Origin of the sequence: Methylobacterium sp. 37f, assembly GCF_023093475.1 — a bacterium.
Classification (GTDB): Bacteria; Pseudomonadota; Alphaproteobacteria; order Rhizobiales; family Beijerinckiaceae; genus Methylobacterium.
On sequence record NZ_JAGHKN010000049.1, the window covers coordinates 1 to 26,714 of the forward strand.

Genomic DNA, 26,714 nt, shown 5'->3' on the forward strand with positions numbered 1-26,714 from the left:
GGACAGACGCCCAGCGCAGCGGTGGTCCGGGCAAGAAGCAACAGTCCGGACGGATCGAGCGTCAGTTCATCGACGTGCAACCCATCGGGCATTGTCGGTAGAGACGGGTTCGAGATCAGCATCCGACGCCTCCTCGGTCATGGTGAGGATCAACGCTCAAGAGCCAGATCTGACTCCGTCAGCACCAAAAGTGCGGATGAACCGGCGCTGTTGCTGGACGTACTCGCCACAGAGAATACGCCAAGCGATGCGGGACCCTTCGCGCCATGGTTGCCGGAAGGAGCCTCGATGCGCTCTCGGATCTGCTCTGCCTTGACCGCAGCATCCTCGAGACTGCAGTCGGGAAGGAACACGATCATCTCCTCGCCGCCGTTGCGACAACCGGATTTGCACCGTCCGTCGTCGTGGCAGGTCGAGTCCCGGCGGCCTCAGCCCCCTCCCCCGCACCTATCCGGTGCGATTTCTGCGGTGGTGTGGTGCTTGGCGCCGGGGGCGTGTCCGGAAACGTCGAAACACGCATGCGCCTCGTGGACACGACCGACGTCGTGTCGCGCCGGGGCGGCCGACCAGCACTCGACCGCTCCGGACCTTCGGGCGGTGACGCAACCGACGCCCCCTTCAGCAGAGCGGACCCACAAGCTTCGCGAAAGCAAGATCCCTGAGAGTGCGGCACCATCTGGGGGATTGATGCCATGCTCCGAGCACCCCTCTGCCTCGTGGCGCTGATCTCGTCGATCACTCCGTCGCTGTCAGAGCCGTTGCCGAAACCGATGTTCGTCAGATTGCCGCCGCTTGCCGTCGAGGGCGACCGGGGCGGGGCGGCCGTGCCTCAGACCAGAGGAGCCTTGGAGGCGGCGAACGCCAAGGCGTCCGCGCTGATGGACGCCTTCGACGGGCGCGTCGCTCGGAGCGCGCAGCAAGCGATCGCCTCGATTTGTGTCGGCTGCTCCTCCTCCGCTCGGCAGATGAAGGCTTACCCGCGACGCGTCGAAGCGACCGCGCTGCCTGAGGGACGGATTGTCGATGATCCGGCGCAGGCTCCTGCCAACTGAGCCGCCCCAAGTCCCCCGGCGATCGGAGACGCGGTGATCAGGCGTGCGCCGTCGCCAATCCGTCGACCTGCGTGTGGCGCGACGCGGGCTGCGCATCTGAAATTTCGTCGACCGGGCCCGCCTCCCCGTCAGGCCAGCTCCGCTCCTTGGATGTTCCAGGTCGACGCCGGAGCCAAGGCCTTCAGGCGAACAGCATGCCGTCGCTGGGCGCGTGCACGGTGAAGCCCTTGCCCTCGTCGATCCAGCCCGCACCGGCAGCGCCCTGGTTGATGCCGGCGGCCTCCTCGGCATTGCCGGCGAAGTGATGCTGGCCGGTCTTGGTGTTGAAGAACCGCTCCAGCGTCACGGTGCCGGGCGCGCTGGCATCCGCGTAGGCCTCGAACGCGACGCCCTCGTATTTGTAGGACGGGTTGGTCTTGATGATCTGGTCGCGCTCGCCGACGCTGGTCGTGAAGAAATGCGCGGTCGTGCCGGTGTCGAAGAACCGGAACACGTCGATGGTGTCGGCCCCCTGGCTCGGGGTCGCCCACGGGGTTCCCTCGTAGGTGAACCACGGCAGGGTCTGCAGGATCTGCGCCTTCTCAGCAGTACTGTTCGTGTAGAAGTGATCGCCCGTGCGGGTATCGAAGAACCGATAAACGGCCGTGACGTGGCTCCCCTCTGCAGCAGGGACCCCAGACGTCGAAGCAAGGCCTTGTGACGGCGTTGCCGCCTGCACCGATGCGTTGGATCCTCCGGGATCGTGCCCCCCCGGCACCGGAGACGCATCCTGGATGTCCGCGACGACGCCCGGATTCCGCGCATAGGCTCGCACAGAATCGATGAGCATGTGGCCTTCGGCAGGCGTGGTGGCGTCCGTGGCCCCGGGCCACGAGCCTGCATCGCCGACGGCGAGATTCAGCAGCATGTACATCGGCTTGTTCATGTCGCTCGGCGTCGCAAGCCGGGCGACGGCGTTGTTGTCGACGTAGTAGGTGATGGTATCCGCCTGCCAGTCGACGCCGTAGGTATGGAACCCCTTCGAGGTGTCGATTCCGAAGACGGTCTGGGTCTCGGTCACATTGGGACCGCCGACCTTGGAATGGGTGCTGGCGTAGATCGTGCCCGGCTCGTCGCCGAGCACCTCGAACACGTCGAGTTCGGGCGGCCAGGACAGATCGGCCGGCAGGAGCCAGAAGGCCGGCCAGAAGCCCTTGCCGGCGGGAAGCTGGGCGCGAACCTCGAAGTAGCCATACAGCTGGGAGAAGGACTTGTAGGTGGTGATGACGCCGGAGGTCCAATCCAGGCCCGAGCCGAGCGGGGTTTCGACGCCCTGGGTCGCGCGCGCGGCGGTGATATCGAGGACGCCGTCCTTGACGCTGAAAGGGTTCACCCCGACCGAGCTGTCGGAATAGTATTCATCTTCCTTGTTGTTGGGCAGGGTGCGGAGTCCGGCCTGCGGATACTTCGTCTGCCACGTCGTCGCGACTCCGGTCGCGGATCCCGAAAAGGTGTTGAACTCGTCCGAGAAGGTAAGCTGATACTTCGACAGATCCACGGGCAGGCGGAAATTCGCCGCGGACAGATCTTCGACCTTGTGATCGCGCAGGGTCAGCGTTTCGCCAGTCTCGAGCTTGATGACCGTATCCGCCCCGACCTGGGACATCGCCGACTTGACCTTGGCAAAGCTTGTCAGGCTGGAATAGGATTGCAGTTGTAGAAAGTCCTTGGCCGCATCGAACCCGATCACGACATCGGACCCTTCGCCTTTCGTGACGACGAAGGTGTCTACGCCGCTGCCACCGATCAGAACGTCGTTGCCGGCGCCGCCGTTCAACGTGTGGCTTCCGGTGCCAGGCGCGCTGATGATGTTGTCGACGTGATTGCCGGCACCGCTTGAATTATTGCCGGCCAGCGTGAGATTCTCGGTACCATTCGGAAGTGTGTAGTATTTCGACGTCGACACGACCGTGTCGATGCCTTCCCGGTCGTTCTCTACGACGACGTCATTTTGGGTGTAAATGAAATAGGTATCATCTCCCAACCCACCCGTGAGCGTGCTATTGCCTCCGGTGCGAAGGCCGTCGTTGCCGGTCGTCCCCGAAAGGGTTGATTTGGCAGTTCCGACGGAACCACGACCATAGGTTTCGCCCACCGAGAGCAGCGCCCCGGCGGCGTTGAGGTATGTTGCAGGCATCGAGCTCGCCCTTGATGAAGGACGAGACTTCAAATCAACTCTGTGAATTGATCGTTACTTAGCCGAGAAATGCTCGGAATTAACTATAAAATCCCGCAACCAAATTGCGTCGGCGCGACAACTTACCCTTTCGCAGCGCGTGTCGAGCAGAAAGGATGTTGCCGGGGATCGACACGGATGCATGTCGTGCCGACCGGAAGCGGGGTCCGACCGGATTGGATCGGTTGCGGTTTCGAGGCCGGCGCGGATGCGGAGGTCGACGGTTCGATCCTGTCCGGCAGCTCCACCTCCTGCATGACCGATCAGAGACGTGAATCAGCGACTTGCGTCAGCGACTTGGGAAAGGGGGCGGCCCCACGTCGTGGTGCGCCCCGCACCGGGATGCGGGGCGCCCTTCACGTCTCAGGACAGTTGCGGAGTGGAGGCCCGGGCCGGCAAAGTCCAGTTCGGGCGGATGAAGTGGCAGGTGTAGCCGTCGGGACGCCGCTCGAGATAATCCTGGTGCTCGGGCTCGGCCTCCCAGAACGGGCCCGCCGGCGTTACCTCGGTGACCACCTTGCCGGGCCACAGGCCGGAGGCGTTCACGTCCGCGATGGTGTCCTCGGCGATCTGCCGCTGCGTCTCGTCGGTGGTGAAGATCGCCGAGCGGTAGCTCAGGCCCCGGTCGTTGCCCTGACGGTTGGGCGTGGTCGGATCGTGGATCTGGAAGAAGAACTCCAGCATGCGGCGGAAGCTCGTCCGGCTCGGGTCGTAGACGATCTCGATGGCCTCGGCATGGGTGCCGTGGTCGCGGTAGGTCGCGTTCGGGACGTCGCCGCCGCTGTAGCCGACCCGCGTGGAGATCACGCCCTCCTGGCGCCGGATCAGGTCCTGCATGCCCCAGAAGCAGCCGCCTGCCAGGATCGCGCGTTCGTGGCTCATGGTTCAACCTCTCTACGATGAAAGCGTCATCGGGCTTTGCCTTAGATAGGGAGGCGCGCCGGCTTTTGCCGCCATCCCGTCAGCCCCCGAGGCGCGGCGTTTCCGGCACGTCTTCGCCGGGCCTGTGCCGCGCCGCACATCGGCGCGGATGGTCCGAGTGCATCACGGGGGTGGCCGTCATCGCCCCCTCGGCGGCCGAAACCAGCGGCGCAGCGGCCCTCGCAGGCCCTGCGCCGTTCGCATGTTCGGTGCTGACATGACCGGCTCTTCCGACCCGACGGGATCTCTCAGGCCGGCGGACGCGCGTCTGCCCCGGAACGGGCCGGGAGCCGCGCGTCCCGACGTCGTGGAGCACCGCCGATGAGAGCGGCCGACAGGGCCCGCGGGCTCGGCCTCGCCCTCCTTCTCCTCGGCACGGTCGCGAGCCAGGCCCGCGACCGGACCGGCGCGGTGGTGCGCGCCTGGGTCTCGGAGGTCATCGATACCATCGACGGGGCCGTCCAGAAGCAGGCCTTCCCGGGCCGGGGCCGCACCGTGACCGTCCGGGTCCAGGTGGCGGCGGACGGCTTCGTGAATCGCGTCGCGGTCGAGCGCAGCTCCGGCTCGGCGGATCTCGATCAGCGGGCGACGGCCCTGATCCGGGCGGCCGGCCCGTTTCGCCCGCCGCCCGCCCCTTTGCTGACCCGGGCGGGCACGACGGATCTGAGCTTTCCGGTGCGGCTGGGCCGCTGAGATCAGGGCGGCGTCGGGCTGCCCCGCATCGGATCGGGCGGACGAAGCGCATCCGGAATGGTCGCGTCTCGAATGGTCCCGTCGTCGGCCGGCCGGCGCGCCCGCGCGCCGATCAGCAGGGTGCGCTGGCCTCGCATGATCTTCAGCAGGCGCTCGGTGCGGCCAAGCTCCGCCTCGGCCTCGGCGGCGTCCCGATCTTCGGCGAGATGGACGGCGATGCGGAGCATCTGCTCGATCCGCCGTGCCTCGGCCGTGGCGATGATCCGCTCCACCGCGCCGAGCCCCTCGTCCCACGCCGCCGTCATCCGCCGCCCCCAGAGCCTCCTGCGAAGGAGCCACCTTCGGGCATCGTCCGGCGGCCCGCACTCACGTTTGTTGCGCCCCGGCTCCGATCAGGGGTCGGTCGGTGGCCGTTGCGGCCCACACCGCTCTGAACCTTGGCCGACCCGGCTTGTTGACGACGGTGAACCCCCACCACGGAAAGGCCGACATGGCAGAGCCCTCGGACATCAAGGCGCAGATGGAAGTGAGATCGTCCGACGGGCTGCATGTCGGCACGGTCGATCACCTGGACGGCGACACCCTGATCAAGCTGACTCGGACCGATCCGGTCGCGCATGGCCGGCACCATCTCCTGCCGCTGTCCTGGGTCGAGCGGGTCGACGAGCAGGTCCACCTCACCGCCACGGCGGCGGACGTCCGCGGCTACTGGGAGGATGCCGGCGCCGTGTGAGGCGGCCATTCCGACATCACCCGCCGGAACCGACAGCCCGTCGAAGAGCGCTTCGATGCGCCCGCACCACCACGTCATCACCGCCGATCTCTGCTGCGCCGCAAGATATCCGCCGCCGATTTGGGCACCGGGCGCCTAAGATTCGAGCGTATGCCGGCGATCTGCACAAGTGCAGCGCACCATAAATCCGCCCCTTGACGGCCTGCGCCCGCCGATATTCTATACGTATAGTTTGGATAGTTCGGTCGGCTCGGCCCTCGAGGAGCGGTGTCATGCGGGATCGTCGCGCGTTTCTGAAAACCTCGCTGACGGCGGCGACCCTCGCGGCATCCGGAGTGCCGATCTCGGGTTTCCTGCGCAGCGCCCGGGCCGCCGAGGGGCCCCTGGTCGTCGGCGCGCCCCTGCCGATCTCGGGCGCCTTCGCGGCCAACGGCAAGTACGCGTCGCTGGGCGCCGCCTTCGCCGCGAAGGAAGCCGGCTCGGTGCTGGGCCGCACCGTCACGATCGCCGACATCGACACCGAGGGTAAGCCGGCCCCGGCCGCCCGCAAGATGCAGGAGGCGATGGCCCAGGGCACGCGACTCTTCGCCGGCGGCATCCTGTCCTCCGAGGCCCTGGTGATGGGCAAGGAGGCGGCGAAGTCCGACGCCGTCTTCATCACCACGGCGGGCGCCGACGAGATCACCGGCTCCGACTGCAACCGCGGCACCTTCCGCTGGACGGTACCGACCTTCGGCGCCATCGCGCAGACCGTCCGGCCCCTGATCGCGCAGATGCCCCAGGCCAAGCGCTGGTACACGATCACCCCGCAATACGTGTTCGGCGAAGGCCTGCTCAGCGCCGCCAAGGCGGTGTTCCAGGAGAAGGGCATCGAGCATGTCGGCAACAGCTACCACTCGCTGGCCGAGAAGGAATTCAGCGGCTACCTGACCAACGCCATCGCGGCGAAACCCGACGTCCTGCTGCTCCTCAACTTCGGCTCGCAATCCTCGGACGCGCTGCGCCAGGCGGTCAGTTTCGGCCTCAAGAAGCGCATGACCATCGTGCTCGCCTGGGCCTCGGGCCTGGAGCAGTTCGAGGCCTTGGGCGCCGACCTGTGCGAGGGCGTCTATTTCGGCGCGCAGTACTGGCACGGCATCGACTCGCCCCTGAACAAGGCCCTGGTCGCCAAGGTCCGCGAGACCGCCAAGATGACGCCGAACTACTCTTTCGCCGGCTCCTACCAGGTCACCAAGCTGCTGCTCGACGCCGCCACCAAGGCCGGCAGCGCCGATGGCCCCGCCGTGATCAAGGCGCTCGAAGGACTGCGCTATGCCGGCCTCACCGGCGAGGAGGAAATCCGCGCCGCCGATCACCAGGTCATCAAGGATTACTACCTGCTCAAGGGCAAGGCGAAGTCCGCCATGAAGGACAAGGACGATTTCGCCGAGGTCATCCAGTCCGGCAAGTCGTTCCTCTCGCCCGAGGCGGCCGGCTGCAAGATGGCGTGAGGGCGACCTGAAACCAAGATTCCTCACCAAACCGGTTGTCGGTCAAGCGCTGCGTCATTCCGGGGCGCCGCAGGCGAGCCCGGAATCCAGAGCCGCTGACGGAGCCAAGCAAGACGCCACCTGTGTTTCTGGATTCCGGGCTCCGCTTCGCGGCCCCGGAATGACGCGGTGGCGCGCCGATCGGCGTCGCTCTCGAACCAAGACTTGACGTACACCCGGAGACCCCGTGACCTACCTGTTCCAGATCCTGAACGGTCTCGGCCTCGGGATGCTCTACTTCCTGCTGGCGGTGGGCCTGAGCATCATCTTCGGGCTGCTGCAATTCGTGAACTTCGCCCATGGGGCGTTCTATCTGCTCGGCGCCTACCTCGCTTACGAGGGCGTCGAGCGCGGCCTGAGCTTCTGGGTGGCGATGCCGCTCGCCGCCCTCGTCGTGGCGGTGCTGGCAGGCTTGACCGAGCGGCTGCTCCTGCGCCGGGTCTACAAGCTGCCCCACACCTTCCACATCCTCGTCACCGTCGGACTCGCCCTGGTGGTGCAGGAACTCGTCATCATCCTCTGGGGACCGCTCGGCGGCAACGTCGCCCCGCCGGAGGAACTGAGCGGCGTGATGATCCTCGGCGACTTCGTCTATCCCGAGTACCGGCTGTTCGTGATCGGCTTCACGGCGATCCTGGCCGCGGGCCTGTGGTGGCTCCTCGACCGCACACGCCTCGGCGCCATCGTGCGGGCCGGGTCGGAATCCCCGTCGAACATGGCGCTGCTCGGCTACGACACCCTGCGCATCAACACGGCGGTCTTCGCCCTCGGTGCCGGGCTCGCGGGGCTGGCCGGGGCGCTGGCGGCCCCCATCCGCGGCGTCGAGCCCTTCATGGGCGTCGAGGCGCTGGGCATCGCCTTCGTGGTGGTGGTGATCGGCGGCATGGGCAGCTACGCCGGAGCGCTGGCCGCCGGCATCCTGGTCGGCGTCGCCCAGAGCCTGATGGCCACTCTGTGGCCGGAGGGGGCGCGCCTCGTCATCTATCTCGGCATGGCCGGCATCATCATGGCGATGCCGCGCGGCCTGTTCGGCCGGGCCTGAGCAGGATCCTTTCGCATGATCCCCTTTCTCGACCGCCCCCTCGTCCAGTTCGGCCTCGCGCTCGCCACCGTGCTGATCCTGCCGCTCGCCATGCGCTCGGGCACGCTCGCCAGCGAGATCTTGATCTTCGGATTGGCGGTCGCCGCCTGCAACCTGCTGCTGGGCTATACCGGCCTTCTCTCGTTCGGACAGGGCATCTTCTTCGGGTTGGGCAGCTACGTCGCCGGGCTCGGCCTCGTGCGGGCCGGTCTGCCCGCCCCCGTCATGCTGCTGCTGTCCCTGGCCCTCGGCGCCCTGGTGGCGGCAGCCGTGGGCTGGGTCTCGATCCGGCGCCAGGGCGTCTATTTCGTGATGCTGACGCTGGCCTTCTCGCAGATGTTCTACTTCCTGGCCTACACCTTCAGCGGCGTCACCGGCGGCGATAACGGCCTCCTCGACATCCCCCGTCCGCGCCTCGGCGGCACCGTGCTGAGCGACGCCTGGACCTATTACGCCTACGTCGCCGTGCTCTTCCTCGTGCTGTTCGCCACCCTGCAGCGGGTCGCGCTCTCGACCTTCGGGCGCACGCTGCTCGCCATCCGCGACAACGAGGGCCGGGCCGGGGCCATCGGCTATCCGGTGCGGGCGTTCAAGGTCGCGGCCTTTGCGATCTCGGGCGCAGTCACGGCCTTGGCGGGCGCGCTCCACGCCATGCTGATCGGCGTCGCCCCCCTGTCGAACATCGACTATCACACCAGCGAAACCCTGCTGATCATGACGATCATCGGCGGCAGCGCCAACCTGTTCGCCTCGCTCCTCGGCGCCGGCGCCTACCTGCTCGCCGCCGACGCCCTCTCGGCGATCTGGCCGCGCTGGCTGCTGCTCCTCGGGCTCCTCCTCATCGTCATCACGCTGTTCCTGCAGCGCGGCCTCTGGGGCCTGATCGAGCGCGCCGTCGCCCTGGTGACGCGGGCGCCGCCGCCCGCGGAGAGCCTTCCCCTCCCCCTCGTGGGGAGGGGCCAGGGGTGGCGCCGCCAGCCTCCGCCGGTCGAGGGCCACCCAGCCACCCCCACCGCCAACTCCTCCCCACAAGGGGGAGGAGGGCAGCCTGGTGCCCGGCCGGCCCCGGAGGCGAACCGATGAGCGAGCCCATCCTCGCCACCGACGCCTTGAGCGTCCGCTACGGCAGCTTCGTCGCCCTGCAGGACGTGACCCTGCGCATCAGGCAGAACAGCGTCCACTCGATCATCGGTCCCAATGGCGCCGGCAAGACCACCCTGTTCCACGCGCTCACCGGCCGGATCGCGCCTTCGGCCGGGCGCATCGCCCTGGCCGGCCGGGACATCACCCGGACCGCGGACCACGAGCGCGTGCGCCTCGGCCTCGCCCGTTCGTTCCAGGTCACCAGCCTGTTCCCGACGCTCAGTGTTCGCGAGAACCTGCGGCTGGCGGCACAGGGTCGGACGCCCTGGCAAGCGCTCGCGCCCTGGCGCCGGGCGGAAGCGAACCGGCCGGCCCTAGCCATGGCGGAGGCGATGCTGGACCGCCTCGACCTGACCCGCGTGGCGCTCCGCGCCGCCGGCGAACTCTCCCACGGCCAGCAGCGCCGCCTCGAAGTCGGTATGGCGATGGCGGCCGCGCCGAAGGTCATCCTCCTCGATGAGCCGACCTCCGGCATGGGCATCGACGACATCGCCGCGATGACGGCGCTGATCCGCGACCTCGGCCGCGACCACACCGTGCTGTTCATCGAGCACAACATGGGCATCGTCATGAACATCTCCGACACCGTGACGGTGATGCGCGCCGGCCGCGTGCTGGTGGAGGGGCCGCCGGCCCGGGTCCGCGACGACCCCGAGGTGCGCCGGGCCTATCTCGGCAACATGATCACGGGAGATCTGGTCTCGTGAGTGGTCCCGCCGCCCTCAGCGTGGAGGACGTCCACGGCTATTACGGCAAGAGCCACATCCTCCAGGGCGTCAGCCTGGAGGTGCGGGCCGGCGAGATCGTCTGCCTGCTCGGCCGCAACGGCGCCGGCAAGACCTCGACCCTGAAGGCGATCAGCGGCCTCCTGCCTCCGCGCGGCGGCCGCGTGCGCTTCCACGACACCGACGTGGCGGGTTGGCCCGCCCATCGCATCGCGCGGGCCGGCCTCACCCTCGTGCCGGAGGATCGCGGCATCTTCAGCCTGCTCAGCGTCGAGGAGAATCTCCGCATCGCCGTGCGCAGGGGCTCGCCCTGGGGCATGGCCGAGATCTACGCGATGTTCCCGCGCCTCGAAGAGCGCCGCCGCAACGGGGGCGCGCAGCTCTCGGGGGGCGAGCAGCAGATGCTCTCCATCGCCCGCGCCCTGCTCAGCGGCCCGAAGCTTCTCATGCTCGACGAGCCGGTGGAGGGCCTGGCCCCCGTCATCGTCGAAGAGATCGTGGCCCAGATCCGCGCCATCCGCGACGCCGGGGTCCCGATCCTGCTTGTGGAGCAGAACCTGGCGGTCTGCACGAGCCTCGCCGACCGCCACTACATCCTCGAGCTTGGCCGCGTCGCTTACGCGGCCGGCAATGCCGAATTCAAGGCCGACGACGCCGCGCGCGACCGCTTCCTCGGCGTCAAGGCCGCCTGATCGCGGACCGCGTGAGCACCAGGAAACCCGGGACACCATGTCGAACCTGACCATCAACGCCGAGCGCCTCTGGGACACCCTGACGGAGACCGCCGCGATCGGCGGCACGCCGGATGGCGGCATCGCCCGCCTGACCCTCAGCGAGGACGACCGCCGGGTGCGCGACTGGCTCAAGGCCCAGGTCGCGGCGCTCGGCTGCACCCTCACGGTGGATGCCGCCGGCAACATGTTCGCCCTGCGCCCCGGCCGGAACCCGGACCTGAAGCCCATCGCGTTGGGCAGCCACCTCGACACCCAGCCCACCGGGGGCAAGTTCGACGGGGTGCTGGGCGTGCTGGCCGGGCTCGAAGTGCTGCGCACCCTCGACGGGGCCGGCTACGTCACCGAGGCGCCGCTGCTCCTGGTCAACTGGACCAACGAGGAGGGCGCGCGCTTCGCCCCCGCGATGCTGGGCTCCGGCGTCTATGCGGGCATCTACGACGGCGCCTGGGCCGAGGCCCGCCGGGACAGCGCCGGCACCAGCTTCGGCGCAGCCCTCGACGCCATCGGGTATCGCGGCGCGGCCGTCCCCGGCTCGGTGCCGTTCGGGGCGATGTTCGAACTGCACATCGAGCAGGGTCCGATCCTGGAGGCGGAGGGGGCCACCATCGGTGTGGTTCAGGGCGTGCAGGGCATGCGGTGGTTCGAAGTCACCCTGGAGGGCCGGTCGTCCCACACCGGCTCGACCCCGATGCCGCTGCGCCGCAACGCGCTGGTCGGCGCCGCCCGCCTGGTCGAAGCGGTGGATGCCGCCGCCCACGCGCACGCCCCCGACGCGGTCGGGACCGTCGGCCACCTCACGGTGACGCCGAATTCCAACAACGTCATTCCCGGTCACGTCTTCCTTACCGTCGACCTGCGCCACCCGCAGGACGCGGTGCTCGACGCCATGGAGGCGGCCCTGCGGGCGGCCGTCGAACGCGTCACCACCGACCTCGCCCTGGAAACCCGGCTCGAACCCATTTCCCGGATCGCGCCCGTCGCCTTCGATCCGGACTGCATCGCCTCCGTCCGGCGCGCGGCCGAGAAGGGCGGGCATCCCACCCGCGACATGGTCTCGGGCGCCGGCCACGACGCCGCCCACGTCGCCGCCCTGGTGCCCACCACCATGGTGTTCGTGCCGAGCGCCGGGGGCCTCAGCCACAACCCGGCGGAGTCGACCTCGCCCACCGAATGCGCCGCCGGCGCGCAGGTGCTGCTCGACGCGGTGCTCGACTACGATTCCCGCCATTCTGCCTCGGCCTGATCGAACGACGCGAGTTGCTGCCATGCGTATCGTCACCGCCCGGGTGAACCACGAGACCAACACCTTCTCACCGCTGGCCACCCCCCTGGCGGCCTTCAACCCGCTCTGGGGGGCGGAAGCTCTGGCGGCGGGGCGCGACGCCACCACGGCGCTCGGCGCCTTCATCCGCTTCGCCGAGGCGCGCGGCGCCACCGTCGTGGTTCCGGTATCGGCCCATGCCAACCCGAGCGGCCCGGTGGCGGACGCGGCCTTCGAGGCGCTGAGCGCGGCGATCCTCGCGGCGATCGGCCCGGGCTGCGACGCCATCCTGCTCGACCTGCATGGGGCGATGGTGACCGAGAGCCACGACGACGGCGAGGGTGAATTGCTCGCCCGCATCCGCGCGCTGGCGCCGGGCGTGCCGCTCGGCGTCGCCCTCGACCTCCACGGCAACATCACGGCCCGGATGGTGGCGAACTGCGACGCGATCGCGGGCTTCAAGACCTATCCGCACGTCGACATGGCCGAGACCGGCGCCCTGGTCGCCGGCATCGTCGGGCGCATGCTCGACGAAGACCTCAAACCCCATCGCGCCTGGGTCCACCCGCCCATGCTCGCCCACACCCTGCGGATGGACACCCGCGTGCCCGGCCCGATGCAGGACGCCGTCGCGGCGGCCCGCGCGGCGGAGACCCGCCCCGGCGTGCTCGCCGCCACGATCTTCGGCGGCTTCGCCCTGGCCGACCTGTTCGAAGCGGGCGTCTCGGTCACGGTCACGGCCGAGACGCAGGAGGCCGCCGACCAGGCGGCCCAGGATCTCGCCGCGGAACTCTGGTCCGCGCGCGACGCCTTCGTCTACGCCGAGGCGCCGCTCGGCGCATCGATCGCGGCGGCCAAGGCGGCGCTGGCGCAGCCCGGGACGGGTCCGGTGCTCCTCCTCGACCACGGCGACAACTGCATGTCGGGCGGCACCTGCGACGTGATGGATGTCCTCGCCGCCGCCCTCGAGGCGGGCCTGGACGGCCTCCTCGCCGGCCCGATCTGCGATCCCCAGGCCGTCGCCGCCCTGCACGCGGCCGGCCTCGGCGCGGCGGTCGCGATCGGCGTCGGCAACCGCGTGCCGCTCCCGGGGTTTTCCGCTCAGGCCCCCCTGATGGTCGCCGGGACGGTGGCGGCCCTCGGCGACGGCACCTACGTCATCACCGGCCCGACCTATACGGGTCAACGCTGCCGCATGGGCCGGGCGGCGGTGCTGGACACGGGCGCCGCCCGCATCCTTGTCACGGAGGAGCCGCACGAGCCCTGGGACCTCGGCGTGTTCACCAGCCTCGGCCTCGACCCGGCAGCGGCCCGGGTGCTGATCCTGAAGTCGCGGATGTATTGCCGGCCGGTGTTCGAGCCCCTCGCCCGCGCGGTGGTGGAATGCGCGAGCCGGGGCGTCACCAGCTCGGATTACGGCCTGTTCCCGTTCGGCAAGCTGGCCCGCCCGATCTTTCCCCTCGACGCGGACGTGTCCTGGACGCCGGCGAGCCCGGCGGCCCGATGAGCGCGCCCGAGGACGCCGGTCCGCCCGCGCCGCTGCGGCGGATCAAGCTGTCCGACCAGATCGCCGAGGATTTGTGCAACCGGATCGCCCGCGAGCGCCTGGCCCCGGGCGACCGCCTGCCGAACGAGCGCGCCCTGATGCAGCATTACGGCTGTGCCAAAGGCACGATCCGCGAGGCCCTGAAGGCCCTGGAGGTCCAGGGGCTGGTGACGATGCAGTCCGGCCCCAACGGCGGCCCGGAGATCCGCCCGATCTCGGTGGACGCCGCCGCGCAGCAGCTGCGCCGCTTCCTTCACTTCCAGGAACTCGACTTCGCCCAAGTCTACGCCCTGCGCCGCAGCCTGGAGGTGACGCTCGGCGTCAGCGTGGTCGGCCGCCTCGGGGACGCGGAGTTCCGCCGCCTGGAGGCGAACATGGCGGCCTGCGCGGCCGCCAACGCGGGCGATCAGCGCGGCCTCGGCCGCGTGGTGGAGGTCGATTTCCACGACATCCTGTGCGACGCCAGCGACAACCCACTGCTGGCCTTCATGTGCCGGTTTCTCAACAGCCTGCTGCGCGACCTCGTGGAATTCCGCAGCGACAGCCTCACCGAGCACGAGGCCTTCGGCGCCCACAATCTCGAAAGCCACCGCGCCCTCGTGGCCGCCTACCGCGCCGAGGATGCCGAAGCCGTCCGCCGCGAGATGCACAACCACATGTGCTGCGCCGAGCACTTCATGCAGCGCCTCGACGCCAAGTTCCGGAAGGACCTGTTGAGCCGGCGGGGAGCGAACGGCGCGGCGTCGTGAGCAGGACCCGCGCTCGGCTCGACTCTGTCGTTTTCGTTTGTCTGATCGGGATAACCGGTTTCCGCGGATCCCTGACAAACGCTAGAGTTCACGCAGCCAGGACATCAGGCGTGACGCGCGGTCGTCATGCGGGCAGACTTGGTAGGTGGCGTCGACCTCGCTCGGGTTCAGGCCGTACTTGCGCCGGAACGCCCGGCTGAACACCTGCTCGTTCTCGAAACCGCTCTCGAACGCCAGTTGCGCGATCTTCGGGCGGCGCCCGCCGGCGGCGCTGGCGATCTGCTGCATGGCGTGCGCGAGGCGCCGGCTGCGGATATAGGCGTAGACCCCCCCATCGGCCTCGAACAGCTTGTAGAGGGGCGTCCGCGACAGGCCGAACTTGGCCATCAGGGTCTCGGCGTCGATCGTGACGAGGTTTTGGTCGATCGCCTGACGCACGGCGATCCCGAGGACGCCGGTGTGATTGTAGGCGCTGTCCGACTCCGCCACGAACGCCGCGTTGCAGAGGGCGATGGAGGCCTCGGCGAGCCGGTCCTTCTGCAGCGGCGCCGCCGTCCGAAGGCAGGTCCGCAAGCCTTTCAGATGGTCGGCGAGCAGCAGGGTGAGGGGCGTGGTCGTCGGAGGGATGATCCGTCCATGCCAACTCGACGGATCGCCGCGCCAAGCATCCAGGACACGGCGCGGCACGATCGCGCCCAATTCGGCTCCTCCGCCCGCGCGGTCAATCGAGAGTTCCTGAGAAAGATCGAAGACGACCAGCATCTCCTGCTCGATCTCCGAAACGCACCCTCCGGTTGCAATCCGTTTCTGACCTGAAAGCTGAAGCGAGATGCAGATGTGATCGATGTTCTGGTTCGCGATTTGCGGCGATTTTCTCTCCGCGACCTGCTTGAAGCCGTCGGCCTCGGTAAACATCATTTTCTTCAGATTATAATATCTCTGGTATACGGTTTGCGGAACGAAGACATCCTGCTCGCAACGCACCTCGAACAGATCCGCCAAACCATCGATCCAGGCTCTTCGGCGCGTATTGTTGTCGGGGATGTTCTGGAACAGATATTCGATCATCCATCCAAGCCAAAAATTGGCCCTCGCTAGTGCCTGAATTACGATAAACAATCCCTGCTTATGTTCCTCGAGAAACTTATTGATCGCCCCAGGCGCCGTGAATAGCGCCGCCGCGTTTCTGCAGGATCCAGGACGGATCGTCCGGATTGACGGATGGAACGTCCGTCCGTGCACACGCCATCATCATCCGCGGACCGGCACGCATCCGCCCTGGTGCACGTTTTGCGTGCAGCGAGGCCAATTGGTCGGCTGAAACGGCACTGGGTCGATTCGCCAGCGCCACATGCACATGGGCTTCGGCGGCGCGAGTCGCTCGACCTGGAGCGTGCCCGCGGCCGAAGCCCGTCCGCCCAAGCCTGCAATCTCGGTGGAATCGGCACAGCCATGCAATCGCCCCTCCCGATTGGGATAGAGAAAGATTTGGCGTCGCCTATATTTTCTTGGAGATTCGACACTAGTCTTAAAGGATAGTATCTCTGGGTCAATAGGCTGCGGCAGCGAACCCGATATCCAAATCTAGACAGACTATCCTCCGCTCCTGACGGGACAGATGGCCTGACGGCCCGCGTCGACCTCGGACGACAGCCTGCTCGCACGGCCGCAGGGAAAGCGGAGGCCGAGCGGTTCGAGACCGATGGTCCCGGTCGGACGCTCCAATCGAGGCCAGCAGGATCGGGTTCAAGGCGCGACGAAAGGCCAATCCAGAACGTCGCGGGCGCGTGATCTTGGAACGCTTCCCGCAGCATCGGAACGCAATTCGATCACCTTCCATCACGGATCACCGACCCGACATCCAATGCCATCTTCAAGAGACGTTCGATCGAGTTCGAATAATCTCGAAATTACTGATCTGGCATCGATCCAAGACTTGTCAGACCATCGAAGTCATCGAAATCTCCGCTGCAGAATCCGCTCCCGATGTGCCGGAAGGGATCTGGAGGACGAAGCTGAAGTCGAAGAGGAGGCGGAAGCCGAAAGGGACAAGGCTTCCGGCGATTTCCGCTCGTTCGCGGCGGGGCCGTCTAGCAGGGGTCCGGCCGGGTCCGGGTTTGCCAGACGCACGGTCGAGGAACGTCCGGCCCGCTTGCGGGTCCGACCGGAGCCGAGTGTCGCAAATCCGATCGTCATGAAAATCGCCCATAAGGCAACGCACGTGATCCCGATCCGCACACCCTCCCACGAGGGGCCGGACTGCGTCATCATCAGGGTGGCGCCCATCAGCCCTGCGCCTGCGGCTAGCCATCGGGACAGTTCGGAAACGAGAGCCATGGCCGGCCGGATCATGCCGTGAGAGGGGCCGTGACCGCACGGGCGTGCGGGATTTCCGGGTGCAACTCGGCGCGGTCATCGAACCGCGCCGAGTTGCTGGGTCCGTTTAGCGCAGCAGCTGCAGGATGCTCTGGTTCGCCTGATTGGCGAGGGACAGCGCCGAGACGCCGAGCGATTGCTGAATCTGCAGGGCGTTCGAGTTGGCAGCCTCCTCGTTCATGTCCGCCGCCGTTAGGTTGGAGGCGCCGGTATTGAGGATGTTGGTCATGCTTTTGGTGAAGTCCTGACGCGTCATGATGATCGACATGTTCGAGGAGAGCACGTTCGACTGTGCCTTCAGCGTGTTGAGCGCGTTGGTTAGCGCTTCAGACGCCTTCGTGAGGTCCGCATTGTTCTGAACGCTGAAATTCGCCCCAGCAGCGGATGTAGCCGCGTCCTGCATCAGACCGATCCCAAGGTTGGTCGAGTTGGTCAACGTGCCTTGCACGGTGAGCTTTGCCTGTTCCGGCCCGGTCAGCTCGTTAAAGATGACCGAGGTTTTGTCGCCATTGAGCAGATTGACGCCGCTGACGCCGGCCCCCTTGGCGGTCGAATCGATCTGGCCGCGCAGGATATTGAACTGATCGACCAGAGCCGTCCGGGCGGCCGATGTGAGGCCTCCGACGACGGCACTCGTCCTCGTACCGAACACCCGCGTCGTCGCCTGTGCGTTGGCGACGAAGCCGGTCGCGGGTGCCGTCGCGGCCCCACCGAGACTGATCGTCAGAGGATCGGAGCCCTCGCCGACCACCTGCATCAAGCCCTGGGCATCCACCGACGCAGTGGCGAGGCCCGACTTGTTGATCTGGCTGACGAGGTCGGCGACCGTGTCGGTCGCCGAGATCGTGTAGCTGTAGCTCGCGTTGCCCGCCGAAATCTGCATCGTGTTGACGGTCGTCGCCAGCCCGACGTTTCCGTTGGGGCCGGCCGTGGCCGGGGCGACTGGGGCTTTCAGGGTCATGCCGAGGGCGTAGTCACGCTGGCTCTTGCCGGCGGTAGTGGCCTGGGCCAAGCTACCGAGGGCTTGGGACCCGGAAATCTTGGGCAGGTTTACAGCGGCGCTGCTCTGGGCCTGCAGCACCATCGCCTGCATCGACTTCACGTAGTCGGAGATCGTGTCGAGGCCGGTCGATGCCGCCTTGATGGTCTGGATGCCCATGGACATACCCGCGAGCAGGCTCGTGAGGGAACCGGCGCGATCCGTGAGCGCCTGCGCGGTGAAATACTTAACCGGATCATCCAATGCGCTGTTGACGCTCTTTCGGGTCGCAAGACGTTCCTGATTGGTTGCCATCAGCGACGCGGTTTTCTGCAAAGAGAGCACGCCGTCACGGGCAGACTGGGTTAGACCAATAGAATAGTTCATGTGATGCAATCCTGGTCCGGAGCTATAGATGCCGTCTAGGCACATCAATCTCGGACGGGATTGGTTTATGGGCTTGTAAGTACAGACTTCCGAATCGATTGATTAGGTGACAGTCCGTCCTTTACTTAGGACGATGCGTACTTTAGCCAAATTCGATCGCTCTGAGCCTCGATCCGGCGTCTCCAGCGCGGCGCGCCGGCGGTCCGTCGGTGCGCTGCGCCCCGGGGACGGACCGGCCGGCGGGAATCGCCGGGACTCGGGCCGCGCCGGATGGTATCCGCCCGCCGAACCAATCCATGGTCGTTTGAGCGCTGGATGGATGCCGGAGACGTGTCGACGATGAGGATCACCGCGTGAATGGGCAGGCACAGCTCCCGTCCCCCGAGGCGCGTCCGGCTCCCGAGGCGCGTCCGGCTTCCAAGACGCGCACGGCTCCCAAGACGCGCACGGCTCCCAAGACGCGTCCGACTCCCGGACGGCCCGCCGAGGTGTTCCGGGTGTTCCTCAAGCTCGGCCTGACCGCGTTCGGCGGCCCGATCGCCCACCTGGGCTACTTTCGCGAAGAGCTGGTGCAGCGCCGGCGCTGGATCGACGAGGCGGGTTATGCCGACCTCGTGGCCCTGTGCCAGTTCCTGCCGGGGCCGGCCTCGAGCCAGGTCGGGTTCGCTCTCGGGCTGCTGCGCGGCGGCGGCCTGCTCGGGGGGCTCGCCGCCTGGGCAGCCTTCACCCTGCCCTCCGCCCTGGCGCTCCTGGCCTTCGCCCTCTCGGCCGGCGCCTTGAGCGGACCGTGGGCGGCGGCCGTGCTGCACGGCCTCAAGCTGGTGGCCGTGGCGGTGGTGGCGCAAGCCCTGTGGGGCATGGCCCGGTCGCTCACCCCGGACCGTCCCCGCGCCGGAATCGCGGTCGCGGCGTTGATGGGCGTCGTCCTTCTGCCCGGCGCTGTCGGACAGGCGCTGGCGATCGCCCTCGGGGCCGCGGCCGGGCTGCTCCTGTGCCGGGCCGGCGCGGGGCCGGCGGACGGCACCGCCCGGCCCGCCGGCACGCTCAGGGTTCCGGTCTCGCGCCGGGCCGGCGCGGCGGCTCTGCTCGTCTTCGCCCTCCTGCTCGCCCTGCTGCTCCTCGGGCCGGCCCTCCTGGCGCCCGGCTTCGGCGGGCAGGGGCTCGCCCTGTTCGAGGCCTTCGCCCGCGCCGGCGCCCTGGTGTTCGGCGGCGGCCACGTCGTCCTGCCCCTGCTCCAGGCGGAGGTGGTCGGCCCCGGCTGGATCGACCCGGCCGGGTTCCTCGCCGGCTACGGCGCCGCCCAGGCGGTGCCCGGCCCGCTCTTCACCGTGGCGGCCTATCTGGGCGCCGCCGTCGGACCGGCGCCGCACGGCCTCCCCGGAGCCGCGATCGCCCTGGTGGCGATCTTCCTGCCGGGGCTGCTCCTGGTCTACGGCGCCCTGCCGTTCTGGCACGGTCTCCGCGCCCGGCCTCGCGCCCAGGCGGCGATGCGGGGCGCCAACGCCGCCGTGGTCGGCCTCCTGGGCGCCGCCCTCTACGATCCCGTCTGGATCGGCGCCGTCGGCAACGCCCGCGATTTCGCCGTCGCGGTGCTGGCCTTCTGCCTGCTCACCGTGGGGCGGGTGCCGCCCTGGATCGTGGTGCTGGTCACCGCCGCCGGGGGCGTCGCCCTGTCCTGGGCCTGAGGGGCGATCACGGACGCACCGCCGGGGTCTCCACCGGAAGGGGTGCGGCGCGGTCCATCAGGTAGCGCTCGAGGGCGACGAATTCCGGCGCGCCATAGGCGAAGGGCTCGGCCCGCATCCCCGTCATGCAGTTACGCAGGCGCCGCTGCACCGAGCCGAGTCCCTGCCATTCGAGGCGGTAGAGCGGGTAGCCGGTGGGATGGCCCTGCGGGATCAGGGCGGCCCCGAGGCGACGCCCGTGATTGTCGTCGTGGCAGGCGGCGCAGGACAGGCCGAGCTGGCCCATGCGCCGGGTGAACAGCGCCCGCCCCGCCGATCGGGCGGGGCCGAGGCGGGCGTCGGCGGGGGCCGTGATCGGCAGGCCCGTGGACTGGGCGGCGACGTAGGCGGTGAGGCCCAGAAGCTCCCGGCTCTCGTAGCCGTAGGGCTCCGCGCCCTGGTGGCGCCGGTGGCAGGCGTTGATCCGGCCCTGGAGGTCGATCGGGGCGGCGGTCGCCTCGTCCCAGGCCGGGTAGCGGGCGGCGACGCCACGCATCGCGGTCGCCGCCTCTCCGTGGCAGCCGGCGCAGGCGGGCCGGTCGGGCGCCGGGGCCATACTCCAGAGGTCCGCCCCGTCCTGCAGCCAGAGCAGGCCCGGATTGGCGTCCGCATCGCGCTGCATCGCCTGGATGTCCGGGCTCATCCCGTCGAAGCTCGAGCGCCGCTCGGCCGGCGGGATCTCGGCCGGTGGAATCTCCCCCGCCCCGGCCGACCCGGTCGCCACAGCCGCCAGCATCAGGAGCGCGGCCCGCCTCACGTCACCGTCAGGGTCGCGGTCTCGGTCTGGACGAAACCGTTGTCGCCGCGCCAGGTGAAGGTCAGCGTGCCGGTCCGCGTCGCCCGCAGGGTGAAGGTCAGGTAGGGATTGGCGGCGGCGGCCGGAAACAGCTCGGCCCGGAACACCGGCTCGCCGTCGTACAGGCAGGTGAAGTCGGTGATGATGTCGCGCGGCCGGATCCGCCCGTCGGCCCCCGGCCGGAAGCCGGTCTCCATCGGATGCGAGATCAGGGTCTTGATCGTCACGACCTCGCCGGCCGTCGCGGCTTTCGGAACGTTGATCAGGGTGCGGGCCATGGCCGGTCAGCCCTCCAGGCAGGCGGCGAGGGTGACGATGGCATCCGCCGTGGTCGACCAGTAGCGGCCGTCGCTGGTCTCCGCGATGGCGGTGATGCGTTGCGTGTCGGCGAGGCGGATTCGGGTCGTCAAAACCGCGCGACCTCCACGCGACCCCAGGTATACGGTGATGACATTCGGCTGCGGATTCTTGTCGTTGAACACGGCGATGCGGCGGACATGGTCCTCCTCCGTCATCGGGCTGTCGACCGTCACCGTGATGGTCACCGCGTTGCCGTTCTCCACCAGCGGCGGCAGGTCGAGATGGACCCGCCCCGGCCGGATCTCCGCCGCTCCGGCAAAGCGCCGGATGGCCTCGGCGGTGCTCTCGGTACGCGTCGCGGCCTCCGCCGCCACCGGGCGCAGCACCACCGCGGCAGCGGCCCCGGGCCCGAGGGCGAGGATGCGGCGGCGGCTCGGACCCCGGGGATTGTGCGGGCTCACGGCACCGGCCTTTCCGAAGGTGTGTCGCGCAGGGTTATGAGAAAAGCCACAATGTCCTCAATGGCCTGGGCCTCCAGCACCGGCCGGTCGCGCCAGGCTGCGCCGATCCGCACCGTCTCCTGCGGGCGGTAATAGGAGGGCATGATCGTGTCTGGGTTCAAGGCCCGGCCATCGACGAGCCGCAGGCGCAGCGCGCCGGGCGAGAGCCGGTCGCCGACGCCCGAGAGGTCAGGGCCGAGATTGCCCGGAAAGCGCTCCTCGGGAAACGGCCCGGCATGGCAGAGCAGGCACAGGCCCCGGGTGCGGTCGACGACGAGGGTCCGGCCCCGCTCGGGGTCCCCCGGCGCCGTGGTCAAGGGCTCCGGAATTTCCCGACCCACGATGGTGACGGGACGCAGGGCGCCCTCCCCCGCAACCGCCGCCGAGGCCAGGAGCAGCCCGCCGATCCAGACCCATCCGGGGCGTCCGATCACCCGAAAACCTGCCGGGTGATGGTGCGGTACCAGTCGGCGGCATAGAGCGCCTCCTGGGCGCGCAGGGTCATCGGCGCATCGACCGGGCTGATCCCGCCAGCGCCCTCCACGTCAGCGAGGACATCACCCGCGGGATGGTAGACGCCCGCGATCGAGATGCCGTAGCCGGGCGCCACCAGGCTGTAACAGGTGTTGATCAGCTTGGGCGTCTCGGGCGCGCGCCCGGCCAGGAGGTCGATCACCGCATCGGCGCAGACCTTGCCCTGCGCATTGGCCGAGAACGCGGATTTGGGCATTGCCCCGGCAATGGCCGCGTCGCCGATGACGTGGATGCCGGGCATCAACCGCGACTCGAAGGTGACCGGATTGATGGGGCACCAGCCGCTGCGGTCGGCGACTCCGGCGATGGCGGCGATCCGGCCCGCCCGCTGGGGTGGGATGATGCAGGCGACATCCGCCTTGTACTCCGCGAAGTCGGTGCGGACGATCATGGCATCCGGATCGACGGCACTGACTTGGCCGCCCTCGGCCAGCGGCACGTATTCGAGTTGGGTCGGATAAAGCGTCGCCCAGGCCGACTGGAACAGGCGCTGCTTCGAGAAAGTGTCCTTGGCATCGAGCAGGATCAGCTTTGCCCGCGGCTTGCGGGTCTTCAGCACGTGGGCGATCAGGCTCGCCCGCTCGTAGGGGCCGGGCGGGCAGCGATAGGGATTGCCAGGAACCGACAGCACCACGGTGCCGTTTTCCGGCATGGAGGCGATTTGCCGGGCGAGGAGCAGCGCCTGCTCACCTGCCTTCCAGGCATGGGGCATGCGGCTGGCAGCAGCCTCGTCGTAGCCCGGGATGGCATCGAAGCGCAGGTCGATGCCCGGCGAGAGCACAAGGCGGTCATAGGGGAGTGCCGTGCCGTCGGCGAGCGTCACCCGGCGTGCGCCCGAGTCGATCCCCGTGGCGGCTTCGTGCACCACGCGGATGCCGGCGCGGACGAGACCTCCGTAGCCGAAACGCTGCGCCGCCATCGGCTGGAGGCCAGCGATGACCTCGTTGCTGAACGGGCAGGAGACGTAGGTCGGGTTAACCTCTACCAGCGTCACATCGAGGCCACCCCGATGGAGCGCACGGGCGGCCGTGGCACCCCCGAAGCCGCCGCCGATCACCACCACCTTCGGCACGGCCTGCGCGATGGCGGGCCCTACCAGGGCAAGGGCCGCCCCTGTGGCGAGGAGAGCGCGGCGCGTCGGGCTCATGGTCGCTCCTGGCCTGTCGCGTTGCTCTGCCCTACGGCGGCAGCAGGCTGCCGCGACAGATAGGCGGCGATCGCCTGGGACTCCGCGTCCGAAAATCCCTTCGCTATGCGACTCATCACGCTCGCGGGCCGCTCGCCTGAACGATAGGCGTTGAGCGCCGCCGCGATCTCGGTCTCCGGGCGACCGTCGATCGCCCCCATCGCCGCCCCCTCGGCATGGCACCCGGCGCACGAGGAGGCGCCTGGCGGCGGGCGCTCCGCCGCCAGGGCCATGCCCATCGGTCCGGCCAGCAGCCAGGCCGCGACCATCGACAAGCGCGTCACGCTCGGCGCAGATCCGTGTTCTTCACCGGCATCTGGCGCACGCGCTTGCCGGTGGCCGCATAGATGGCGTTCAGGACGGCAGGGGCCGCGACCGCGATGGTGGGCTCGCCGACCCCACCCCAGAACCCGCCCGACGGCATCACGATCGTCTCGACCACCGGCATCTCCTGAAGCCGCATCACGGGGTAGGTGTCGAAGTTGGTCTGCTCGATGCGGCCGTCCTTGACCGTGCATTCCTGGTAGAGCGCCGCAGATAGACCATAGACGAAAGACCCCGCGATCTGAGCGTCGATCTGTTGCGGATTGAGGGCGTGGCCCGGATCGGTGGCCGCGACGATGCGATGGACCTTGACCGCCCCGTCATCACCGACCGAGACCTCGGCCACCGCCGCCACGTAGGAGCCGAAGCCCATCATCTGAGCGAGGCCTCGATGGACGCCCGCGGGAGGCTTTTCGCCCCAGCCCGCCTTGTCGGCCACCGCCTGCAGCACCGCCCGATGCTTTGGGTGCTTCTCCATCAGCTGTAACCGGAAGGCCAAAGGATCCTGACCAGCCGCATGGGCGAGTTCGTCCATGAAGCATTCGAGATAGATGGCGTTGGGATTCATGTTCACGCCGCGCCAGAAGCCCGGCGGGACGTGCGGATTGCGCATAGCATGATCGACGAGGATGTTCGGGATCGCGTAGCCGATCGCCGCCTCCGCGCCGCCAGCGTTGAGGCCCTGGAACACCACCGGGTCCTTGCCGTCGACCATCCGGTTCGGTGCAACCGAAACCAGGATCGACTGGCCGGAAATGCGCATGTGCAGCCCGGTCAGGTTGCCGGCCTCGTCCAGCCCGGCCCGCATTCGGCACTGCGTGATCGGATGGTAGCGCCCGTGGGTCATGTCCTCTTCGCGGGTCCAGATCAGCTTGATCGGCGTCCCGGGCATCTCTTTCGCGATCAGCACAGCTTGGCGCAGCCAGTCGTGCGTGGCACCGCGCCGGCCGAAGCCGCCACCGAGCAGGAGCTTGTAGACGTCGCACTTGGCAGCCGAGAGACCGGCAGCCTCTGCGACGGCAGCAAGTGCCGCCTCGCCGTTCTGGGTCGGCGCCCAGGCCTCACAGCGCTCCGGCGTCCAGCGTACCGTGGCGTTCATCGGCTCCATGGTGGCGTGGTTCTGGAACGGCACGCCATAGGTCGCCTCCACAATCCGGGCCGCGTTCTTCAGGGCGGCTGCGACGTCGCCGCCCTTGTTGCCCACGTAGGTTTCCTCGGCATCGAGGCCCTCGCGCAGGGTCGCCGCGATGGTCTCGCTCGAGACCTGCCCGTTCGGCCCGTCGTCCCAGACGATCGGCAGGGCCTCCACGGCGGTCTTGGCGCGCCAGAACGTGTCGGCGATCACCGCGACGCCCGAATCGCCGACCGCCACAACCTTCTTGACGCCAGGCATGCCCTCGACCGCCTTGGCGTCGAAGCTCTTCACGGTGCCGCCGAAGACCGGACAGTCGCGGATCGCGGCGTTCAGCAGGCCGGGCATGTTGAGGTCGATGCCGTAGATCTGGCTCCCGTCAGTCTTCTCGACGGTGTCGAGGCGCTTCACCGGCTTTCCGGCAATGGTCCAATCCTTCGGATCCTTGAGGACGATGTCCTTCGGCGGGGTGATCTTGGCCGCCGCCATCGCGACCGCGCCGAAGGTGATGGTACGATCTGAGCCGGCGTGGCTGATCACACCCTTGTCGACGCGGCACATGTCCGGGGCCACGCCCCAGCCCTTGGCGGCGGCCTCGACCAGCATGATGCGGGCGGCCGCGCCGCCCTTGCGGACGTAATCCTGAGATTCGCGGATACCGCGGCTGCCGCCGGTGCCGAAATCGCCCCAGACCCGGCCGCGGGCGACGTTCTGGCCCGGCGTCGGGTACTCGGTGACCACCTTGCTCCAGTCACAGCCGAGTTCCTCGGCCACGAGCTGGGCGAGTCCCGTGAGGGTGCCCTGCCCCATTTCGGATCGGGCGATGCGGATCACCACGGTCTCGTCGGGCCTGATGACCACCCAGGCATTCACCTCGGGGGTGAGAGCGGTCGGAGCTCCCTGGGCGACGGCCTCACCCGGGAACGGCACATGGAATCCCAGGCTGATGCCGCCAGCTGCAGCGACAGCACCGGCTACGAACGTGCGGCGGGAAGGCTTGCTGGGAAGCGCGTTCATGGCTCTCTCCTCAACCGGCCTGACCGCCGTTGGCCGCGAGCTTGATGCCGGCCAAGACGCGATTGTAGGTGCCGCACCGGCAGATGTTGGTGATCTCGGAGCGGATCTCCGCGTCGCTGGGATGTGGGTTCTGCGCAAGAAGCGCCGCCGAGGCCATGATCATCCCGGACTGACAGAAGCCGCATTGCGGGACGTCGAGTTCGGCCCAGGCCTTCTGCACCGGGTGCGAGCGGTCCTGCGACAGGCCTTCGATCGTCACGATCTTCTGGTCCGGCGTGATGCTGGACACCGGCATCGAACAGGAGCGCACAGCCGTGCCATCGATATGCACCGTGCAGGCGCCGCACTGGGCGATGCCGCAACCGTACTTCGTACCGGTGAGACCCGCCTGTTCACGGATGACCCAGAGGAGCGGGGTGTCAGGCTCGGCCTCGACCTCGCGGATGGCACCGTTCAGGTTCAAACGGATCATGCGTTTCCTGCCATGGTGTTCGGCCGTGGATTGCGCTCCGCGAAAGGCCGCAGCGCCGGCCCCGTCTTTGGAATGATCGTACGGTACCGTGGTCGACCAAGTCCACAGCCATTCCTCGCGACGAAAGGCGCGCTGAAAACATGTTCGCGCTCGCCTGGCATACGGACATCATCAAAGCGCCATCGATCGACGCACGCGCTGGCGTTGCGAACCGGAAGTGACCGCGAGATCTGAACGAAGCGAAGCAGACAGACTCGAAGGCACCTTGGACAAGGGGTAGGGGCTCCCAGAACCGCACAACGGCCCCCCGACTGGGGGGGCGATCAGGGTTCGGCGACGGTGAGTCCAAACCCGCATGGGGGACGGTCACAGGAGGCCAAAATCCGTCGGCTCTAACCTTGTGAGAAGAGGGCTGCAGAAAGAGGCTTGTCGCATCGGCACTTCTGATCCGCCCCCCTCGCACCCCGGTCGTACATCCCGCTCCCTCAGTCAGCGCCACGATCACATTGGCGTGACATCATGGAGTGGCTGACGGCTCTTTTAACAGCCCTGCTTTTTGTTAATGCAAGATTTGTCGAGACCTGACCCGCCACAGTTTATACTCG

The 26,714-nt window shown here is 68.3% G+C and carries 26 protein-coding genes; 12 read left to right on the top strand and 14 right to left on the bottom strand.

Annotated elements, in window-relative coordinates; genetic code table 11:
* Window positions 1-149 precede the first annotated feature (149 nt).
* A complete protein-coding gene (locus tag J7U37_RS22320) occupies window positions 150-353 on the bottom strand; it encodes a hypothetical protein (protein WP_247637141.1) in 204 nt (67 codons plus the stop codon).
* 363 nt (window positions 354-716) lie between these two features.
* On the opposite strand from J7U37_RS22320, the gene J7U37_RS22325 reads away from it, so the two are divergent.
* Complete coding sequence (locus J7U37_RS22325) at window positions 717-1,052, top strand: hypothetical protein (RefSeq protein WP_247637142.1); 336 nt, start codon at window positions 717-719, stop codon at window positions 1,050-1,052.
* 181 nt (window positions 1,053-1,233) lie between these two features.
* On the opposite strand, the gene J7U37_RS22330 is transcribed toward J7U37_RS22325, so the two are convergent.
* Entirely contained in the window at window positions 1,234-2,997 is a 1,764-nt protein-coding gene (locus J7U37_RS22330) for a family 16 glycosylhydrolase (protein ID WP_247637143.1), read from the bottom strand.
* A gap of 633 nt (window positions 2,998-3,630) precedes the next feature.
* Window positions 3,631-4,149 (bottom strand): peptide-methionine (S)-S-oxide reductase MsrA, encoded by a 519-nt coding sequence (gene msrA / locus J7U37_RS22335; protein ID WP_247637144.1) that lies wholly within the window; start codon window positions 4,147-4,149, stop codon window positions 3,631-3,633.
* 360 nt (window positions 4,150-4,509) lie between these two features.
* On the opposite strand from msrA, the gene J7U37_RS22340 reads away from it, so the two are divergent.
* On the top strand, window positions 4,510-4,881 hold the full coding sequence (locus tag J7U37_RS22340; RefSeq protein ID WP_247637145.1) for a TonB family protein: 372 nt from the start codon (window positions 4,510-4,512) through the stop codon (window positions 4,879-4,881).
* A 2-nt stretch (window positions 4,882-4,883) separates the two neighbouring features.
* Here the strand turns inward: J7U37_RS22340 and J7U37_RS22345 are convergent, their stop codons facing one another.
* On the bottom strand, window positions 4,884-5,186 hold the full coding sequence (locus J7U37_RS22345; RefSeq protein WP_056184651.1) for a hypothetical protein: 303 nt from the start codon (window positions 5,184-5,186) through the stop codon (window positions 4,884-4,886).
* Between the two features lie 185 nt (window positions 5,187-5,371).
* Here J7U37_RS22345 and J7U37_RS22350 point away from each other — a divergent pair, with 185 nt between their 5' ends.
* The 9 genes from J7U37_RS22350 (at window position 5,372) to J7U37_RS22390 (ending at window position 14,382) form a co-directional block, all read left to right on the top strand.
* Window positions 5,372-5,614 (top strand): DUF2171 domain-containing protein, encoded by a 243-nt coding sequence (locus J7U37_RS22350; protein ID WP_056184653.1) that lies wholly within the window; start codon window positions 5,372-5,374, stop codon window positions 5,612-5,614.
* A 272-nt stretch (window positions 5,615-5,886) separates the two neighbouring features.
* Window positions 5,887-7,104 (top strand): ABC transporter substrate-binding protein, encoded by a 1,218-nt coding sequence (locus J7U37_RS22355; RefSeq protein ID WP_247637146.1) that lies wholly within the window; start codon window positions 5,887-5,889, stop codon window positions 7,102-7,104.
* A 226-nt stretch (window positions 7,105-7,330) separates the two neighbouring features.
* Complete coding sequence (locus J7U37_RS22360) at window positions 7,331-8,185, top strand: branched-chain amino acid ABC transporter permease (RefSeq protein WP_082503692.1); 855 nt, start codon at window positions 7,331-7,333, stop codon at window positions 8,183-8,185.
* A gap of 15 nt (window positions 8,186-8,200) precedes the next feature.
* The gene (locus J7U37_RS22365) at window positions 8,201-9,307 is read left to right on the top strand and encodes a branched-chain amino acid ABC transporter permease (protein ID WP_082507903.1); all 1,107 of its coding nucleotides are present in this window, start codon (window positions 8,201-8,203) and stop codon (window positions 9,305-9,307) included.
* Window positions 9,304-10,074 (top strand): ABC transporter ATP-binding protein, encoded by a 771-nt coding sequence (locus J7U37_RS22370; RefSeq protein ID WP_056480668.1) that lies wholly within the window; start codon window positions 9,304-9,306, stop codon window positions 10,072-10,074. Before J7U37_RS22365 ends, J7U37_RS22370 begins: the two co-directional genes overlap by 4 nt.
* On the top strand, window positions 10,071-10,784 hold the full coding sequence (locus J7U37_RS22375) for an ABC transporter ATP-binding protein (RefSeq protein ID WP_056480666.1): 714 nt from the start codon (window positions 10,071-10,073) through the stop codon (window positions 10,782-10,784). The genes J7U37_RS22370 and J7U37_RS22375 overlap by 4 nt, the downstream gene beginning before the upstream one ends.
* 37 nt (window positions 10,785-10,821) lie before the next feature.
* Window positions 10,822-12,069 (top strand): Zn-dependent hydrolase, encoded by a 1,248-nt coding sequence (locus J7U37_RS22380; protein ID WP_056480664.1) that lies wholly within the window; start codon window positions 10,822-10,824, stop codon window positions 12,067-12,069.
* A gap of 22 nt (window positions 12,070-12,091) precedes the next feature.
* The gene (locus tag J7U37_RS22385) at window positions 12,092-13,594 is read left to right on the top strand and encodes a M81 family metallopeptidase (protein WP_056480662.1); all 1,503 of its coding nucleotides are present in this window, start codon (window positions 12,092-12,094) and stop codon (window positions 13,592-13,594) included.
* A complete protein-coding gene (locus J7U37_RS22390) occupies window positions 13,591-14,382 on the top strand; it encodes an FCD domain-containing protein (RefSeq protein ID WP_056480660.1) in 792 nt (263 codons plus the stop codon). The genes J7U37_RS22385 and J7U37_RS22390 overlap by 4 nt, the downstream gene beginning before the upstream one ends.
* An 81-nt stretch (window positions 14,383-14,463) precedes the next feature.
* Here J7U37_RS22390 and J7U37_RS22395 read toward each other — a convergent pair whose 3' ends face one another.
* Both J7U37_RS22395 and J7U37_RS22400 read right to left on the bottom strand, forming a co-directional pair.
* A complete protein-coding gene (locus J7U37_RS22395; RefSeq protein ID WP_247637147.1) occupies window positions 14,464-15,624 on the bottom strand; it encodes an AraC family transcriptional regulator in 1,161 nt (386 codons plus the stop codon).
* Window positions 15,625-16,825: 1,201 nt separating this feature from the next.
* Window positions 16,826-18,124, bottom strand: a complete 1,299-nt coding sequence (locus J7U37_RS22400; RefSeq protein WP_162241533.1) for a flagellin — start codon at window positions 18,122-18,124, stop codon at window positions 16,826-16,828.
* A 488-nt stretch (window positions 18,125-18,612) separates the two neighbouring features.
* Here J7U37_RS22400 and chrA point away from each other — a divergent pair, with 488 nt between their 5' ends.
* The gene (gene chrA / locus J7U37_RS22405) at window positions 18,613-19,809 is read left to right on the top strand and encodes a chromate efflux transporter (RefSeq protein ID WP_247637159.1); all 1,197 of its coding nucleotides are present in this window, start codon (window positions 18,613-18,615) and stop codon (window positions 19,807-19,809) included.
* Window positions 19,810-19,816: 7 nt separating this feature from the next.
* Here the strand turns inward: chrA and soxA are convergent, their stop codons facing one another.
* From soxA to J7U37_RS22445, 8 genes are all read right to left on the bottom strand, one after another.
* Window positions 19,817-20,584: a sulfur oxidation c-type cytochrome SoxA gene (gene soxA, locus J7U37_RS22410; protein ID WP_247637160.1), complete on the bottom strand. Its 768-nt coding sequence runs from the start codon at window positions 20,582-20,584 to the stop codon at window positions 19,817-19,819.
* Between the two features lie 17 nt (window positions 20,585-20,601).
* Window positions 20,602-20,922, bottom strand: a complete 321-nt coding sequence (gene soxZ, locus J7U37_RS22415; RefSeq protein ID WP_056184678.1) for a thiosulfate oxidation carrier complex protein SoxZ — start codon at window positions 20,920-20,922, stop codon at window positions 20,602-20,604.
* 6 nt (window positions 20,923-20,928) lie between these two features.
* Complete coding sequence (locus tag J7U37_RS22420) at window positions 20,929-21,405, bottom strand: SoxY-related AACIE arm protein (RefSeq protein WP_056480653.1); 477 nt, start codon at window positions 21,403-21,405, stop codon at window positions 20,929-20,931.
* Entirely contained in the window at window positions 21,402-21,803 is a 402-nt protein-coding gene (gene soxX, locus J7U37_RS22425; protein WP_247637161.1) for a sulfur oxidation c-type cytochrome SoxX, read from the bottom strand. Before soxX ends, J7U37_RS22420 begins: the two co-directional genes overlap by 4 nt.
* Window positions 21,804-21,874: 71 nt before the next feature.
* A complete protein-coding gene (locus J7U37_RS22430) occupies window positions 21,875-23,125 on the bottom strand; it encodes an NAD(P)/FAD-dependent oxidoreductase (RefSeq protein ID WP_247637148.1) in 1,251 nt (416 codons plus the stop codon).
* Window positions 23,122-23,448: a c-type cytochrome gene (locus J7U37_RS22435; protein WP_247637149.1), complete on the bottom strand. Its 327-nt coding sequence runs from the start codon at window positions 23,446-23,448 to the stop codon at window positions 23,122-23,124. The genes J7U37_RS22430 and J7U37_RS22435 overlap by 4 nt, the downstream gene beginning before the upstream one ends.
* On the bottom strand, window positions 23,445-25,637 hold the full coding sequence (locus J7U37_RS22440) for a molybdopterin cofactor-binding domain-containing protein (protein WP_247637150.1): 2,193 nt from the start codon (window positions 25,635-25,637) through the stop codon (window positions 23,445-23,447). Before J7U37_RS22440 ends, J7U37_RS22435 begins: the two co-directional genes overlap by 4 nt.
* 10 nt (window positions 25,638-25,647) lie before the next feature.
* Window positions 25,648-26,109, bottom strand: coding sequence for a (2Fe-2S)-binding protein (locus J7U37_RS22445; RefSeq protein WP_247637151.1), 462 nt, complete (start codon window positions 26,107-26,109; stop codon window positions 25,648-25,650).
* Window positions 26,110-26,714: the final 605 nt, after the last annotated feature.

Bases quoted from the DNA above. Each gene is read 5' to 3' on its own strand.
- J7U37_RS22390 (WP_056480660.1), top strand. From the start codon at position 13,591: ATGAGCGCGCCCGAGGACGCCGGTCCGCCCGCGCCGCTGCGGCGGATC.
- J7U37_RS22355 (WP_247637146.1), top strand. From the start codon at position 5,887: ATGCGGGATCGTCGCGCGTTTCTGAAAACCTCGCTGACGGCGGCGACC.
- J7U37_RS22445 (WP_247637151.1), bottom strand. From the start codon at position 26,109: ATGATCCGTTTGAACCTGAACGGTGCCATCCGCGAGGTCGAGGCCGAG.
- J7U37_RS22400 (WP_162241533.1), bottom strand. From the start codon at position 18,124: ATGAACTATTCTATTGGTCTAACCCAGTCTGCCCGTGACGGCGTGCTC.
- J7U37_RS22350 (WP_056184653.1), top strand. From the start codon at position 5,372: ATGGCAGAGCCCTCGGACATCAAGGCGCAGATGGAAGTGAGATCGTCC.
- J7U37_RS22380 (WP_056480664.1), top strand. From the start codon at position 10,822: ATGTCGAACCTGACCATCAACGCCGAGCGCCTCTGGGACACCCTGACG.
- J7U37_RS22440 (WP_247637150.1), bottom strand. From the start codon at position 25,637: ATGAACGCGCTTCCCAGCAAGCCTTCCCGCCGCACGTTCGTAGCCGGT.
- J7U37_RS22345 (WP_056184651.1), bottom strand. From the start codon at position 5,186: ATGACGGCGGCGTGGGACGAGGGGCTCGGCGCGGTGGAGCGGATCATC.
- soxZ (WP_056184678.1), bottom strand. From the start codon at position 20,922: ATGGCCCGCACCCTGATCAACGTTCCGAAAGCCGCGACGGCCGGCGAG.
- J7U37_RS22340 (WP_247637145.1), top strand. From the start codon at position 4,510: ATGAGAGCGGCCGACAGGGCCCGCGGGCTCGGCCTCGCCCTCCTTCTC.
- J7U37_RS22370 (WP_056480668.1), top strand. From the start codon at position 9,304: ATGAGCGAGCCCATCCTCGCCACCGACGCCTTGAGCGTCCGCTACGGC.
- J7U37_RS22430 (WP_247637148.1), bottom strand. From the start codon at position 23,125: ATGAGCCCGACGCGCCGCGCTCTCCTCGCCACAGGGGCGGCCCTTGCC.
- soxA (WP_247637160.1), bottom strand. From the start codon at position 20,584: ATGCTGGCGGCTGTGGCGACCGGGTCGGCCGGGGCGGGGGAGATTCCA.
- J7U37_RS22365 (WP_082507903.1), top strand. From the start codon at position 8,201: ATGATCCCCTTTCTCGACCGCCCCCTCGTCCAGTTCGGCCTCGCGCTC.
- msrA (WP_247637144.1), bottom strand. From the start codon at position 4,149: ATGAGCCACGAACGCGCGATCCTGGCAGGCGGCTGCTTCTGGGGCATG.
- J7U37_RS22385 (WP_056480662.1), top strand. From the start codon at position 12,092: ATGCGTATCGTCACCGCCCGGGTGAACCACGAGACCAACACCTTCTCA.